The organism is Pseudomonas koreensis (assembly GCF_025447595.1).
Classification (GTDB): Bacteria; Pseudomonadota; Gammaproteobacteria; order Pseudomonadales; family Pseudomonadaceae; genus Aquipseudomonas; species Aquipseudomonas koreensis_H.
The window spans coordinates 1-14234 of sequence record NZ_JAOEJU010000023.1; the positions used below are offsets into that span (position 1 = coordinate 1).

General features: G+C 60.8%; 13 protein-coding genes. 4 read left to right on the top strand and 9 right to left on the bottom strand.

The window, feature by feature from the left end; translation table 11 throughout:
- Positions 1 to 335 precede the first annotated feature (335 nt).
- Positions 336 to 1397 (top strand): DNA polymerase IV, encoded by a 1062-nt coding sequence (gene dinB / locus N8H71_RS23065; protein ID WP_262195800.1) that lies wholly within the window; start codon positions 336 to 338, stop codon positions 1395 to 1397.
- A gap of 48 nt (positions 1398 to 1445) precedes the next feature.
- Here dinB and N8H71_RS23070 read toward each other — a convergent pair whose 3' ends face one another.
- The 4 genes from N8H71_RS23070 to N8H71_RS23085 form a co-directional block, all read right to left on the bottom strand.
- Positions 1446 to 2399: a hypothetical protein gene (locus N8H71_RS23070; protein WP_207985214.1), complete on the bottom strand. Its 954-nt coding sequence runs from the start codon at positions 2397 to 2399 to the stop codon at positions 1446 to 1448.
- A gap of 17 nt (positions 2400 to 2416) precedes the next feature.
- Positions 2417 to 4132 (bottom strand): proline--tRNA ligase, encoded by a 1716-nt coding sequence (locus N8H71_RS23075; RefSeq protein ID WP_115076782.1) that lies wholly within the window; start codon positions 4130 to 4132, stop codon positions 2417 to 2419.
- Positions 4133 to 4247: 115 nt separating this feature from the next.
- On the bottom strand, positions 4248 to 5807 hold the full coding sequence (locus N8H71_RS23080) for an AmpG family muropeptide MFS transporter (protein WP_007954981.1): 1560 nt from the start codon (positions 5805 to 5807) through the stop codon (positions 4248 to 4250).
- A 43-nt stretch (positions 5808 to 5850) separates the two neighbouring features.
- A complete protein-coding gene (locus N8H71_RS23085; RefSeq protein ID WP_262195860.1) occupies positions 5851 to 6192 on the bottom strand; it encodes an MGMT family protein in 342 nt (113 codons plus the stop codon).
- 176 nt (positions 6193 to 6368) lie between these two features.
- Here N8H71_RS23085 and N8H71_RS23090 point away from each other — a divergent pair, with 176 nt between their 5' ends.
- Complete coding sequence (locus N8H71_RS23090; protein ID WP_085748169.1) at positions 6369 to 7376, top strand: DUF481 domain-containing protein; 1008 nt, start codon at positions 6369 to 6371, stop codon at positions 7374 to 7376.
- A gap of 119 nt (positions 7377 to 7495) precedes the next feature.
- Here the strand turns inward: N8H71_RS23090 and N8H71_RS23095 are convergent, their stop codons facing one another.
- Positions 7496 to 7705 (bottom strand): cold-shock protein, encoded by a 210-nt coding sequence (locus N8H71_RS23095; RefSeq protein ID WP_002554837.1) that lies wholly within the window; start codon positions 7703 to 7705, stop codon positions 7496 to 7498.
- A gap of 353 nt (positions 7706 to 8058) precedes the next feature.
- Between N8H71_RS23095 and dcd the strand changes: the two genes are divergently transcribed.
- Positions 8059 to 8625: a dCTP deaminase gene (gene dcd, locus N8H71_RS23100; RefSeq protein WP_007954988.1), complete on the top strand. Its 567-nt coding sequence runs from the start codon at positions 8059 to 8061 to the stop codon at positions 8623 to 8625.
- Between the two features lie 106 nt (positions 8626 to 8731).
- Positions 8732 to 8941 carry a hypothetical protein gene (locus tag N8H71_RS23105; protein WP_085697404.1) on the top strand — a complete coding sequence of 70 codons (210 nt, stop codon included), beginning with the start codon at positions 8732 to 8734 and terminating at the stop codon, positions 8939 to 8941.
- 39 nt (positions 8942 to 8980) lie between these two features.
- Here N8H71_RS23105 and pdeM read toward each other — a convergent pair whose 3' ends face one another.
- The 4 genes from pdeM to N8H71_RS23125 form a co-directional block, all read right to left on the bottom strand.
- Complete coding sequence (pdeM, locus tag N8H71_RS23110; RefSeq protein ID WP_262195801.1) at positions 8981 to 9637, bottom strand: ligase-associated DNA damage response endonuclease PdeM; 657 nt, start codon at positions 9635 to 9637, stop codon at positions 8981 to 8983.
- On the bottom strand, positions 9637 to 12123 hold the full coding sequence (locus N8H71_RS23115) for a ligase-associated DNA damage response DEXH box helicase (protein WP_262195802.1): 2487 nt from the start codon (positions 12121 to 12123) through the stop codon (positions 9637 to 9639). Before N8H71_RS23115 ends, pdeM begins: the two co-directional genes overlap by 1 nt.
- 203 nt (positions 12124 to 12326) lie before the next feature.
- On the bottom strand, positions 12327 to 13091 hold the full coding sequence (locus N8H71_RS23120; protein ID WP_007954993.1) for an ABC transporter ATP-binding protein: 765 nt from the start codon (positions 13089 to 13091) through the stop codon (positions 12327 to 12329).
- 13 nt (positions 13092 to 13104) lie between these two features.
- Positions 13105 to 14223: a succinylglutamate desuccinylase/aspartoacylase family protein gene (locus tag N8H71_RS23125; RefSeq protein ID WP_085605335.1), complete on the bottom strand. Its 1119-nt coding sequence runs from the start codon at positions 14221 to 14223 to the stop codon at positions 13105 to 13107.
- Positions 14224 to 14234 lie beyond the last annotated feature (11 nt).

A 14234-nucleotide genomic window follows, 5' to 3' on the forward strand; every position in this document is an offset into this window, starting at 1 on the left:
ACCGACGACCTTCGGGTTATGAGCCCGACGAGCTACCAGACTGCTCCATCCCGCGTCTGTGTGGCGGCATTCTACAGAGGAACGCTGGGGTGTCAACCTTCAATTTGGATAAAACCTCTTCAGCTTCAATCGGTTAGCGCTGACGAACGGTCTTTTCAGAGGCTGCAGGTCAGGCGCAGCAAGGGTTTCAGCTCTATTGGAGGTTGGTTTTCGATTGAGAAAATAAATTCAAAGTCCGTTTCCTACAAACTGAAAAGAACATTCATACCACTGGTGCTATATACAGGTGTCAGTGAGATACTGCCGGTCCGGCTCGCCATGTTTCCTTTTCTGTCATGACTCAGCGAAAAATCATCCACGTCGACTGTGACTGTTTCTACGCCGCCATCGAGATGCGGGATGACCCGAGCCTCGCCGGCAAGCCGTTGGCGGTGGGTGGCTCGGCGGACAGGCGCGGGGTGATCGCCACCTGCAATTATGAGGCGCGGGCTTACGGGGTTCGCTCGGCGATGTCGTCCGGACATGCCTTGAAGCTGTGCCCGGACCTGACCATCGTCAAACCGCGAATGGACGCCTATCGCGAGGCGTCGAAGGAAATTCACACGATCTTCAGCGATTACACCGACCTGATCGAGCCCCTTTCGCTGGACGAGGCCTATCTCGACGTCTCGGACAGCGCGCATTTCGGCGGCAGCGCCACGCGGATCGCCCAGGATATTCGCCGTCGGGTTTCCAACCAATTGCACATCACCGTCTCCGCCGGCGTGGCGCCGAACAAGTTTCTGGCCAAGATTGCCAGCGACTGGAAAAAGCCCAACGGCTTGTTCGTGATTACTCCGGATCAGGTCGAAGACTTTGTCAGTGGCCTGCCGGTGAGCAAGTTGCACGGGGTGGGCAAGGTCACGGCCGACAAGTTGAGCAAGTTCGGTATCAGTGACTGTCTGCAATTGCGCGAGTGGGACAAGCTGGCGCTGGTGCGGGAATTCGGCAGTTTCGGCGAGCGCTTGTGGAGTCTGGCCCGTGGGATCGATGAGCGGTTGGTGCACAACGACAGCCGCCGTCAGTCGATCAGTGTCGAAAACACCTACGACGTCGATCTGCCGGACCTGCGCAGTTGCCTCGACAAGCTCCCGGAACTGCTCGAAACCTTGAAAACCCGCATGGCTCGGATCGACAGCAGTTACCGGCCGGGCAAGCCGTTCGTCAAAGTGAAGTTTCACGATTTCACCCAGACCACACTGGAGCAGGCCGGGGCAGGGCGGGATCTGGGCAGTTACCAGTTGATGCTCACGCAGGCGTTCAACCGCGGTGGCAAACCGGTGCGGCTATTAGGAGTGGGCGTGCGGCTCGAGGATTTGCGCGGCGGGTTCGAACAAATGGAGCTGTTCGAGCGATAGACGGACAAAAAAATACCCGAAGCAGGTTCGGGCATTTTTTCAGGGTTTTCAGTTCGGCCCCGGATCCGCTACCAGACGCCCCGCATCCCGGGTCAGGGATTTGAGGAATTCGGCCTGCAACTCAGGATCGTTGCGGGTCAGTTCGATCAGGCTTTGTTCCAGTTCACTGGCTTCTTCTTCCAGACCCAGTTCCGACAGACGCTTGACCCGGTGCACCCACTGGCTCACTTCGTCGTCTTCCAGATCGTCGTAGATCAGCCCGTGAGCTTCCAGCAGCTTGCCGCGCAGGTGAGTGCTGATCGCCAAAGAAGAATCGGAATGCACGTCATCGTTGCTGTCTTCGACGCTGATCTGCAGTTTTCCTACATGATTCAAATCGTTTTCGGCGAACGGGCTGTCCAGCAGGTTCAGACGCAGCACGCCGTTACGATCGGTGGTCATGTCGAAGGTCTGTTTACCGGCCTTGACCTGAACCGGGCGCTCGCTCCAGGGCAGGCTCGAATACTCGGTGCGCTTGTCGCGCTGGACTTCGTCGATACCGGCCAGGTTCTGTTGCGCGCGACCGTTGGATTGCACGTTCATGAACGGGTTGAGCCCGGCGAAACCGTAGCTGAGCCAGTCTCGTGTCACGCTGTCGGGCAGATTTCCGAGGGCGAAAACGTTGACCACGTTCGCGCCGACGCCGCCGACCACCGCCACCGCGCCCAACGGAATCTCGTAGATCTCCCGCCATGGCTGGTAAGGCGTGTAACGGTCGTAATGGCGCGTGACCTCGAACTCGGTGACTTCGAAAGTCTTCTGTTCGTTGATCTTCACACGCCGTTGCGGCAGCTCAAGCACCTTGGGCTCGCCGACATCGATCTGCAGGCTGTGATCGAGCAGTTTGCGCTCGACACGTTCCTCGTGCTCGCTGCGTTGTGACATGTGATTGGCACAGCCGCTGACCAGCAGGGTGCCGCACAGGGCGGCACCACCGAGGCCTAAGGTGTTTCGCTTGAACATGACGTCTCTATCTGGTTTCAGCGGCGGATACGGGCCTGAAGGAAGGACAGCACGTCGGCAACCGGCAGTGCTTGCGCCTGGCCTTCGGTACGGCTCTTGTATTCCAGGTTGCCTTCGGCGAGGCCGCGATCGCTGACCACGATCCGGTGCGGAATGCCGATCAGCTCCATGTCCGCGAACTTGATGCCCGGGCTGGTTTTCTTGTCGCGGTCGTCCAGCAGCACTTCGAAGCCGGCCGCGGTCAGTTCCGCGTACAGCTTGTCGGTGGCTTCGCGCACCAGCTCGGTTTCATAGCGCAGCGGCACCAGGGCGATCTGGAACGGCGCCAGGGTGTCGCTCCAGATGATGCCGTTCTCGTCGTTGTTCTGCTCGATGGCGGCAGCCACCACGCGGGAAACACCGATACCGTAGCAACCCATTTCCAGGGTTACCGGCTTGCCGTTCTCGCCCAGCACTTCGCACTTCATCGCCTTGCTGTACTTGTTGCCCAGCTGGAAGATGTGCCCGACTTCGATGCCGCGCTTGATTTCCAGGGTGCCCTTGCCGTCCGGGCTTGGGTCGCCGGCCACGACATTGCGCAGGTCGGCCACGGTTGGAACCGGCAGGTCACGCTCCCAGTTCACGCCGAAGTAGTGCTTGTCGTCGATGTTGGCACCAATGCCGAAGTCGCTCATCAGCTCGACCGAGCGGTCGATGATGATCGGCAGCGGCAGGTTCAGCGGGCCGAGGGAACCGGCGCCAGCGCCAATGGCGTCACGCAGTTCGGCATCGGAGGCCATGACCAGCGGGCTGGCAACGCCTGGCTGGTTGGCAGCCTTGATTTCGTTCAGCTCGTGGTCGCCACGGATGATCAGCGCGATCAGCTTGCCTTCTTCTTCGGCGTGCACGATCAGGGTCTTGATGGTCTTTTCAATCGGCAGATTGAATTTCTCCACCAGGGCCGCGATGGTCTTGGTGTCTGGCGTGTCGACCAGGCGCAGCTCTTCGCTTGGTGCGGCGCGCGAGGTTTCACGCGGCACGGCTTCGGCCTTCTCGATGTTCGCCGCGTAGTCGGAACCGTTGCTGAAGACGATATCGTCTTCGCCGGACTCGGCCAGCACGTGGAATTCGTGGGAACCGGCGCCGCCGATCGAACCGTTGTCGGCTTCCACCGGACGGAACTTCAGGCCCAGACGGGTGAAGATATTGCAGTACGCTTCGTGCATGCGGTCATAGGTGATCTGCAGAGACGCCTGATCCGCATGGAAGGAGTACGAGTCCTTCATGATGAATTCGCGACCGCGCATCAGGCCGAAGCGTGGACGGATTTCGTCACGGAATTTGGTCTGGATCTGGTACAGGTTGATCGGCAGCTGTTTGTAGCTGCTCAACTCGTTGCGCATCAGATCGGTGATCACTTCTTCGTGGGTCGGGCCCGCGCAGAAATCACGACCGTGGCGGTCTTTGATGCGCAGCAGCTCAGGGCCGTATTCTTCCCAGCGTCCCGATTCCTGCCACAGCTCGGCCGGTTGGGTGCTCGGCATCAACACTTCCAGAGAGCCGGCGGCGTTCATTTCTTCGCGAACGATGGCTTCCACCTTGCGCATCACTCGCAAGCCCATCGGCAGCCAGGTGTACAGGCCCGAGGCGAGTTTGCGGATCATGCCGGCGCGCAGCATCAGCTGATGGCTGATCACGACCGCGTCGGAAGGCGTTTCTTTCTGTGTGGCGAGCAAAAATTGACTGGTGCGCATGGTTGGCCGTTGTCGGTTGCTATGACTGGAAATGACGGAGCAGTGTAACGGCGAGATCCGCCGACGTACAGAAGTGCAGCCCCGGCGCAAACCCTCTCGCCGGGTGCGAGATGTCTTACGATTCTTCCACGACGGAGGTCGGTGCAGGCTCCGGCGTCGGCGTCGGGCCTTCGCGGCGGCTTTCCTGGAACCAGTGCAGGGCGATCAGCACCAGCGTCGGAACGCCGAGCAGCGCGGTGATCAGGAAGAAGTTGTGGTAACCGAATTTCTCCACCATTACCCCGGAGTAGCCGCCTATCAGGCGTGGCAGCAGGAGCATGATCGAGCTGAGCAGGGCGTACTGGGTGGCGGAGAACTTCAGGTTGGTCAGGCTCGACAGGTAGGCGACGAACGCCGAGGTTGCCAGGCCTGAACTGAAATTGTCGAGGGAGATCGTCACCACCAGCATCTGCAGGTTCGGGCCCATGTCGGCCAGCATCAGGAACAGCAGGTTGGTGGCCGCCGACGCGGCGCCGCCGATGAACAGGATCGGCAGGATGCCGAAGCGCACGATCAGCAGGCCGCCCATGCCGGCGCCGACCAGGGTCATGATCAGACCGAAGATTTTGCTGACGCTGGCGATCTGATCCTTGGTGAAGCCCTGGTCGATGTAGAACACGTTGGCCATCACGCCCATCACCGTGTCGGACATCCGATAGGTGGCGATCAGACCGAGCAGCAGCAGTGCCTGCCAGCGGTAGCGCAGGATGAAGTCGTTGACCGGCGTCAGCACCGGCGCCAGACCGCGACGACCCATGGCCGAGAGGCACAGGCAGGTCAGCGTGGTGTAGAGAATCGCGCGCAGGAACGCCCGGTCTTCCAGCAGCAGGTCCAGCGGGCTCATGTCGCCGAACAGCACACTGGCGAAATCGGTGTTGTAGAGCTGGGTAAACATCGCCGGTACGGAGACCAGCAAAATGATCAACACGAACACCGACATCAACTGATGCATGAAGGTGTAGCGCCCGGCCTGCAACTGGGTGCGCAACGGCACCGGCGGCTCGCGCATCAGCAGGGTGGTGAGCAGGGCGGGGACCATCAAAGCGCCGAACAGCACGTAGGTGCCGGTCCAGGCAGAGTGCTGGTAGTTGAAACCGGTGGAGCCGAAGCCTTCGGCGAAGAACAGTGCACCGGCCGTCGCCAGCAGGGCGGCAACCCGGTAACCAGACATGTAACTGGCGGCCAGAGCGGCCTGACGGTTGTCTTCGGCGATTTCCAGGCGATAGGCGTCGACGGCGATGTCCTGGGTGGCGGAGGCGAATGCAACGACCACCGCGATGGCGATCAGCCAGGACAGGTGTTTCTGCGGGTCACAAAAACCCATGCCGATCAGGCCGAGGATCACCAGCGTCTGTGAGAGCACCAGCCACGAACGGCGGCGCCCCAACTTGCCCAGCAACGGCAGGCGCCATTGGTCGAGCAGGGGCGACCAGACCCATTTGAAGGCGTAGGCCAGACCGATCAGGCTGGCGTAGCCGATCGTCTCACGGGCCACACCGGCTTCACGCAGCCAGACCGAAAGTGTCGAGAACACCAGCATGTACGGCAGGCCGGCGGCGAAACCCAGCAACAACAGCACGAGCGTCGAAGGACTGGCATAGGCGGCGAGCGCGGCGCGCCAGGTTTTACGGGGCATGGGCTGAAGTCTGCCTCAAAATTGCGAAAACAAAGCGCGCACTCTAACCGCTGTGCTCTACCGGGCGCCAGCCATGGCGCTGAATATCCACACGATTGTTCAGGATGGTGACGCCTTCCATGCGCAATCGTGCCCGCTGTTCATCACCTGAAGGGCTGCCCACTGGCAGGCTGATCCGACCGCCGGCGCCGAGTACACGGTGCCATGGCAGCTTGGTGTCGCCCGGCAGTTGGCTCAAAGTCCGGCCGACCCAGCGAGCGGCGCGCCCCAACCCCGCCAGTTCGGCCAACTGACCATAGCTGACGACTTTGCCCTCGGGCACTTGGGCGAGGGTGGAATAGAGTGCCGTGCGTCGGATTTGCGGATCGTTTTCGCAGGCATGCATCGGGTCTGTCACGGGCGCGGTTCCTGAACTTGATCGCGTTATGTCTTTAAGCGTAATCGGTGAAGGGGCAATTGAGAAATGAACTCAACAGAAATAGCCGGGTCACTCCTTGTCAGGGAATTATTCCTACGGATAATGCCGACCCTTTTTCGCAAACTTGAGTCCCCGATTCGCTTATGTTGTCCAGAACCCTGCTGTGCCTTGCTGTCTTCAGTGCGTCCACACCCTTGCTTGCCGATACCGTCTGGTTGAAGAACGGTGACAAGCTGAGCGGCAAAATCACGCTGTTCGACGGTGGCAAGTTGCTGGTCCAGACCCAGTATGCGGGGGCCGTGACCATTGACTGGAAGCAGGTCAAGACTCTGGAGAGCGATCAGGAGTTGCTGGTCAAGCAGGATGCCTACAACGGCGAGAAGGCCAAGTCGCTGACTGCTGCCGAAGATGGCAAGGTCATCCTGGCCAATGGCGAAGCGCCGAAAACCGTGGAGCTGGCGAGCATTCAGCAGATTCTCAAGCCCAAACCGGTGGTCGAGGATCTGGTGTGGAAGGGTAACGTCGACCTGGCGCTGGATTACCAGCGTGCGGAAAAGGACACCGACGACTACGACATCGGCTTCAAGACGTCCGCCCGCCATGGTCGCTGGCGGCACACCGCCGAAGGCGAGTACAACCGCGAAGTGCAGGACGACGTGACCACCACCGACAACTGGCGCGCCGAGTACGCCCTCGACCGCTTCCTGACGGACAAGTGGTTCTGGCAGGGCCGCCTGAACTACAAGCGCGACCACATCGAAGAGCTGGCGCGCCAGCGCGTGGTCGGTACGGGTCCGGGCTACCAGTTCTGGGACGATGAGTTGGGGGCGTTCTCCCTGGGCTCGTTGCTTAACCGCACCGACTACCAGTATCGCGATGGCAGCAAAGACAACTTCTATTCGGTTGCCATGAAGTGGGACTACAACCGCTACCTGATTGGCAAGAAGGTCGAGTTCTTCACCAATGGCGAAGTCGGCAAGCCGCTGTCCGGTGTGGCCGACTATGCGCTGGATGCGGAAATGGGCTTGCGCTACAAGGTCACTGACTGGGCTTCGCTGAACCTCAAGGCTGAGCGCGACATCATCAGCGGCACCGAGGATGCGGATCTGAGCAAGACCCGCTACACCGCCGGCTTCGGCGTCGCCTGGTAAACAACAAAAAAGATCGCAGCCTTCGCAGGCTGCGATCTTTTTTTTGCGTCCGGAAAAACAGACGCCCACAAAAAAGCCCCGCTTTTGAGGGCGGGGCCTTTTACTAAAGAAGCTACAAGTTAGATAACTTGTACTTCTTCAGCTTGCATGCCTTTCTGACCGCGGGTAGCGATGAAAGAAACCTGTTGGCCTTCTTTCAGGCTTTTGAAGCCGTCGGATTGGATAGCTTTGAAGTGAACGAACAGGTCGTCACCGGATTGTGGAGTGATGAAGCCGAAGCCTTTTTCATCGTTGAACCACTTAACGGTACCGGTTTGGCGATTAGACATGGTGTAACTCCTTGGACAAAGATAACTGCGACTCAGGAAGAACCCTGGCCGAGACTGAGTGCAAAGAGCAGGAAAAATTCTTGTAGATGGTTGGATCGAAATTCAACATATCGTGTAGAGATTCTCAGTGACACAAGCAGCACAGTGGCGCCACCTTAACCCTTTTTCCGGAACGTGCCAATGCTTCTTGCGAAGGTTTCTCTGTTTTAAGGATCGGCGGTGTGACGGTTCGTCGCCAGGCCGCGTAATTCCTGCACGTTCGGCGAGATTTGCAGCCCGGACTTTGAACCCGGCGGCGCGCCCGGTAAGATGCCGGACAGATTTTTTCCACCTCGCTATTCAGGACACCCGCCATGAGCATCAAATCGGACAAGTGGATTCGCCGCATGGCGCAGGAACACGGCATGATCGAGCCGTTCGTCGAGCGCCAGGTACGTGGCAGCGACGACAGCCGTGTGATCTCCTACGGTGTGTCGAGCTACGGCTACGATGTGCGTTGCACCAATCATTTCAAGGTGTTCACCAACATCAATTCGGCCATCGTCGATCCGAAAAACTTCGACGCCGGCAGCTTCGTCGACGTCCACAGCGACGTCTGCATCATTCCACCGAACTCCTTCGCCCTGGCCACGACCGTTGAATACTTCCGTATTCCACGCAACGTCCTGACCATCTGCCTGGGCAAAAGCACCTACGCCCGCTGCGGCATTATCGTCAACGTCACCCCGCTCGAGCCCGAGTGGGAAGGCCAGGTGACCCTGGAGTTCTCGAACACCACCAACCTGCCGGCGAAAATCTACGCCAACGAAGGCGTGGCGCAGATGCTGTTCCTCGAATCCGACGAAGAATGCGAAGTCTCCTACAAGGATCGCGCCGGCAAGTACCAGGGCCAGCGTGGCGTGACCCTGCCGCGCACCTGATCCGTCCATCCGGCAGTTACCGGGAATTCTTCGGCGGGTAGACACTCTATGGGGTGTACTGCCCGATTCGCGGACAGCGAAACGGGCCTTCGCCGAGGAGTGCTCCATGAAGATCGATCCGCAAATCACTGCCGAACTGGCAAGGCTCGAGCCCAATCAGGTTGGCGTATTGGCCTGGTCCTTGTTGGCACACCCGCCCATCGCCATGGCTGGCGGAATTCCTCACCAGCCCGATCCCGATACCCCCAATGAAGAACCGACCGAGCCCGGCGAACCGACGTTGCCGGACAAACCGCCACCTGCGCCCGTCGCTTGATTGAATGCATGGCCCGTCGGCTGAATCCTGAACAGGACTTCAGCCGACGGGCCATATTTCGTTGTCGCCGATGACAAAGATCCGACAGCTGTCTTCCTTCTCCACCGGATAACCGCCGGTGAAGGCGCCAAACGCCGGCAACAGGCTGATGCGTTCCCCCTGCCTGAAACACGCCAGCCGCAAACGCTGACGCCCCTTGCCGTTCAATCGATAAACCGGGTGGACGTGGCCTGCAAGCACGTGGCGTTCGGGGTGCGGATCGGGCTCGTGTTGTAACGCGAAGGGCCCGAGCAGCAACGGCTCCGGCACCACCCGAATGTTCAGCGACTGCGGCGGATCACCGGCACGTTTATCGTGATTGCCGCGAATCAGTGTGATCGGCAGATCGGCGTGGCGTGAGCGCCACTCAGCCAAAACACTCAAAGTGCCCAAGGCATGCGAACCCGGCCCGTGCAGAAAATCCCCAAGAAAGATCAGTTGCCGACACGGCAGTTTCGCCAGCAACTGCTCGATCACGGCGATGTTGCTCGCCGTGGTGCCCTGCGGCACCGGTTGCCCCAGGCGACGGTAGGCGGCAGCCTTGCCGAAATGTACATCGGCAATCAGTAGCGCCTGTTGCGCCGGCCAGTACAGGGCTTTTTCCGGCAACAACCAGAGGTCTTCGCCTGCCAGACGCACGGGGTAGGGCGCGTTCATCAGGATTGGCCCTTGTCAGCGGTTTTCTCCAGATCGCCAACCATTCGCCGGATCCGGTCGGCGAGTTTTTCCGAACTCATGCTTTCGCGCATGCGCTCCACCAGCAGCGGGAAGCCGAGCGGTGTAGGACGTTTGATCAGGTGCATGTCCAGTTTCATCCGGTTGATTCGCTCCAGCGTCTGTTCCAGTCGACGAATATCCAGTTCTTCTCGTAAGACTTCTTCCCCGGCCTGCGCCAGCAACAGATTGTCGGCGTCGTATTGTTTGAATACCTCGAAAAACAGTCCGCTGGAGGCCTGCACCTGACGGGTACTTTTTGGCGCGCCGGGGTAACCGGCGAACACCAAGCCCGCAATCCGGGCGATTTCCCGAAACCTGCGCAACGCCAGTTCGCCCGCGTTGAGGCTGGCCAGCACATCCCTCAATAAGTCCTCGGGACTGAGCAGGGCGGCGTCCAGTTGCACAGACCAGTCAACGGGCGTGGCGCTGAGCAATTCCAGTCCGTAATCGTTGACCGCAATCGAGAAGGTCACAGGCAGGCGCTGACTGACCCGCCACGCCAGCAGACTGGCCAATCCCAGATGCACCTGACGTCCGGCAAACGGGTAGAGGAAAAGGTGCCAGCCTTCGCGGGACTTCAACACTTCGGCCAGCAAACTGTCGGCTGTCGGCAAACCGGACCAGCGCATCTGTGTTTCCAGCAAGGGTCTCAAGGCCTGCATTTCCGGGCCGGCAAACTCACCGTGTGCCGCAGCGCTGAATCGAGTGACTACGGCTTCAGCGAGTTCGCTGGACAGCGGCATACGCCCGCCATTCCATCGCGGTACGGCGGCTTTTTTTGCCGTGCTGCGTTTGACATAGGCGGTCATGTTTTCCACCCGCACCAGTTCCAGCAGGCGTCCGGCGAACAGGAAGCCGTCGCCGGGCTTGAGACGGGCGATAAAGCCTTCTTCAACGCTGCCCAGCTGTTTGCCGCCACCGCCCTTGCTCCAGAATTTCAAATGGATTGCGGCGTCGCTGACGATGGTACCGATGCTCATCCGATGGCGGCGCGCCAACCGGGCATCGGGGACGCGCCAGATCCCGTGCTCATCCGGCTCGACCCGGCGGTAATCCGGGTACGCGGTCAGCGACATCCCGCCGTGGCGTACGAACGCCAGCGCCCAGGCCCAGTCCGCGAGCGTCAGGTCGCGATAGGCCCAGGCGCTGCGGACTTCTTCGTACAAATCCTCAGGAATAAAGCCACCGCCCAGCGCCATGCTGACCAGGTGCTGAACCAGTACATCCAGCGGTTTGTGCGGTGACAGTCGCGGCTCGATCCGCTGCTGCGACACGGCATCGCGGGCGGCAGCGGCTTCGATCAGCTCCAGGCTGTGCGTCGGCACCAGAGTTACCCGCGATGTTCGACCGGGCGCATGGCCCGAACGCCCGGCACGCTGCATCAGCCGCGCCACACCTTTGGCCGACCCTATTTGCAGAACGCGCTCCACCGGCAGGAAATCCACCCCCAGATCCAGACTTGAGGTGCAGACCACGGCTTTGAGTTGGCCGTTCTTCAGCGCCTGCTCGACCCAGTCGCGGGTGTCGCGGGACAGCGAACTGTGGTGCAGGGCGATCAAGCCGGCCCAGTCCGGCCGCGCCTCCAGCAACGCCTGATACCAGATTTCCGACTGCGCCCGCGTGTTGGTGAACACCAGGCTGCTGGCGCACACCTCCAGTTCGGCGACCACCTGCGGCAACATCTTCAGACCGATATGCCCGGCCCAGGGAAAACGCTCGATCTGCGGTGGGAGCAGGGTATCGACACGCAGCGTTTTATCGCTTTGACCCTGAACACTTACGCCACCGCCCTGTGGGATCAACACCTGTTCGGCGTGGGATTGACTGCCAAGCGTCGCGGAAACACCCCAGACAATCAGTTGCGGATGCCAGCGGCGCAACCGGGCGAGGGCCAGTTGCAATTGCACGCCGCGTTTGTTGCCGAGCAATTCGTGCCATTCATCCACCACGACCATGCGTAGCGTCGACAACGCCGTTTGTGCGTCGGCGCGGGCGAGCATCAGGGTCAGGCTTTCCGGGGTGGTGATCAGCGTGGTCGGCAGGCGTCGGTTCTGCCGGGCGCGCTCGCTGCTGCCGGTGTCGCCGGTACGCAGGCCGACGCTCCAGGGAATCTGCAGATCGTCCAGCGGCGCTTGCAGGGCACGCGCGGTGTCGGCGGCCAGCGCGCGCATCGGCGTGATCCACAACACGGTGAGCGGTTCGGCAGGCGGCTGGCGTTTGCGAGTGGTTTCAGCAACAGGCCCGGAGCGGGCAAACCGATTGAGCGCGGCAAACCACACCGCGTAGGTTTTACCGGCACCGGTGCTGGCGTGCAGCAGGCCGGATTCGCCACGTTTGACCGCCGTCCACACCTGTTTCTGAAAGGCGAACGGCTTCCAGTCGCGGGCGCTGAACCAGTGTTTGGCGAAGTCGGTGGAAGTGCCCATGCCGGCGACGTGTGCTCTGAAGGTGTTCCTTCAGTGACCGCGCCGGTAAAGGACAAGTTTAATTTTGTACAAGCACAAACCAATGTGGGAGCGAGCTTGGTCCGGGCGGCGATCCGACGAAAGCGTCTGGACATTCAAAAGATGTGTAACTGAATGTCCGCCTTCGCGAGCAAGCTCGCTCCCACAGGGTTTGGTGCAAGCCGTTATTTGAGATTGCCGCTGAGGAATTGCTTCAGGCGTTCGCTTTTCGGATTGCCCAGCACTTCTTCGGGCGCGCCTTCTTCTTCCACCAGCCCCTGATGCAGGAACAGCACCTGGCTCGAGACCTTGCGCGCAAAGCTCATTTCATGGGTGACCATGATCATGGTCCGGCCTTCTTCGGCCAGGCCCTGAATCACCTTGAGCACTTCGCCGACCAGCTCCGGGTCCAGCGCCGACGTCGGTTCGTCGAACAGCATGACTTCCGGCTCCATGGCCAACGCGCGGGCAATCGCCACCCGTTGTTGCTGGCCGCCGGATAGGAACGCCGGGTATTGATCCGCCACCCGCGCCGGCAGACCGACCTTTTCCAGATAACGGCGGGCGCGGTCGTCGGCTTCCTGTTTGCTGCAGCCCAGCACCCGGCGCGGGGCCATGGTGATGTTTTCCAGCACGGTCATGTGGCTCCACAGGTTGAAGTGCTGGAACACCATCGCCAGCCGGGTGCGCAGGCGTTGCAGTTCATCGGCGTCGGCCACGTGCATGCCGTGGCGGTCGGTGACCATGCGGATCGCCTGGCCATCGAGGCTCATCGCGCCGTCGTTGGGTTGTTCGAGAAAGTTGATGCAGCGCAAAAAGGTGCTTTTGCCCGAGCCGCTGGCGCCGATCAGGCTGATCACGTCGCCGGTCTTGGCCTTGAGCGAGACGCCTTTGAGCACCTGATGGTCGCCATAGCTTTTGTGCAGGCCTTCAACGGTCAATTTGTACATGGGACAGGCATCCTCAAGGCGAAAGTAGATAGCCGCTGCGATAGGCTTCGGCGCCCGCGACGTGGGCGATCACCATCCCGGCCGTCGCCATGCGCCGCAGCGAGCGGGCATAGAGCAGACCGGAAGCGGTGCAATGGACTGGCGTGACCCGGTCGCTGATCGGGTCGATGATTTCGGCGATTTTCTGCCCGGCTTCCAGCCACTGGCCGGGTGTGGCGCTGTACACCAGCAGCCCGCCGACAGGGGTGGCCACCGGTTCCACGCCGGCCAGCGGTGTGGCGGGATGTGGCAGCGCCGGCAAGGCTTTGGGCTCGCCGACGATGGCGCCGAAATGGATCAGGTAATCGATCAGCGCTTGGCAATCGCGACTGGCCAGCGGATGGGTGACATCCCCTTGGCCACGCAACTCGACGGTGACCGAGAAACTGCCGAGCGGAATCTCGAAGTGTTCGCCGAAGCGCTCCTTCAATTGCCACCACAGCAGGGTGAAGCACTCGTCGAACGACTGGCCGCCGGAGTCGGTGGCCAGCAGGCTCGCCTGGGATTCGATATAACGTGCCAGCGGCTCGACCTGCGGCCAGGCCTCGGGTGTGGTGTAGAGGTGAACCACGGATTCGAAGTCGCAGTGCAGGTCCAGAACCATGTCCGCATCGCAGGCCAGCCGTTGCAGGGTCAGGCGTTGGGATTGCAACTGAGTCGTGGCGGTGTGGCGAGCGAGGGCGTTGCGCAGGCTGGACCGGATCAGTTCGAGGTTGCGCTGCGGGTCGTCGCTCAGTTGCGCTTCGATTTCGTTGCCGATTTCTTCGCTGAGGTCGACGAACCAGCGGTTGAAATTCTGCCCGCTCTCCAGCTCGTAGCGGCCCAGCGGTACATCCATCAGCACCTGTTCGAGGCCGACCGGATTGGCCACCGGCACCAGCACGATTTCGCTGCGCAGGCGGCCGGCGGCTTCCAGCTCCGCCAGACGCTGCTTGAGGTGCCAGGCCACGAGCATGCCGGGCAGTTCGTCGGCGTGCAGCGAGGACTGGATGTAGATCTTGCCCTGGGCCTTGTCCGGGCCGAAGTGAAAGCTGTGGATCTGTCGTGCGGTCCCCGGCAGCGGGGCCAGCAGGTCGTGTATCTGGTGGCGCATCTCAAAAGGGT

Excerpts from the sequence above, each read along its gene's own strand:
- dinB (WP_262195800.1), top strand. The coding sequence starts at position 336 with ATGACTCAGCGAAAAATCATCCACGTCGACTGTGACTGTTTCTACGCC.
- N8H71_RS23070 (WP_207985214.1), bottom strand. The coding sequence starts at position 2,399 with ATGTTCAAGCGAAACACCTTAGGCCTCGGTGGTGCCGCCCTGTGCGGC.
- N8H71_RS23075 (WP_115076782.1), bottom strand. The coding sequence starts at position 4,132 with ATGCGCACCAGTCAATTTTTGCTCGCCACACAGAAAGAAACGCCTTCC.
- N8H71_RS23080 (WP_007954981.1), bottom strand. The coding sequence starts at position 5,807 with ATGCCCCGTAAAACCTGGCGCGCCGCGCTCGCCGCCTATGCCAGTCCT.
- N8H71_RS23085 (WP_262195860.1), bottom strand. The coding sequence starts at position 6,192 with ATGCATGCCTGCGAAAACGATCCGCAAATCCGACGCACGGCACTCTAT.
- N8H71_RS23090 (WP_085748169.1), top strand. The coding sequence starts at position 6,369 with ATGTTGTCCAGAACCCTGCTGTGCCTTGCTGTCTTCAGTGCGTCCACA.
- N8H71_RS23095 (WP_002554837.1), bottom strand. The coding sequence starts at position 7,705 with ATGTCTAATCGCCAAACCGGTACCGTTAAGTGGTTCAACGATGAAAAA.
- dcd (WP_007954988.1), top strand. The coding sequence starts at position 8,059 with ATGAGCATCAAATCGGACAAGTGGATTCGCCGCATGGCGCAGGAACAC.
- N8H71_RS23105 (WP_085697404.1), top strand. The coding sequence starts at position 8,732 with ATGAAGATCGATCCGCAAATCACTGCCGAACTGGCAAGGCTCGAGCCC.
- pdeM (WP_262195801.1), bottom strand. The coding sequence starts at position 9,637 with ATGAACGCGCCCTACCCCGTGCGTCTGGCAGGCGAAGACCTCTGGTTG.
- N8H71_RS23115 (WP_262195802.1), bottom strand. The coding sequence starts at position 12,123 with ATGGGCACTTCCACCGACTTCGCCAAACACTGGTTCAGCGCCCGCGAC.
- N8H71_RS23120 (WP_007954993.1), bottom strand. The coding sequence starts at position 13,091 with ATGTACAAATTGACCGTTGAAGGCCTGCACAAAAGCTATGGCGACCAT.
- N8H71_RS23125 (WP_085605335.1), bottom strand. The coding sequence starts at position 14,223 with ATGCGCCACCAGATACACGACCTGCTGGCCCCGCTGCCGGGGACCGCA.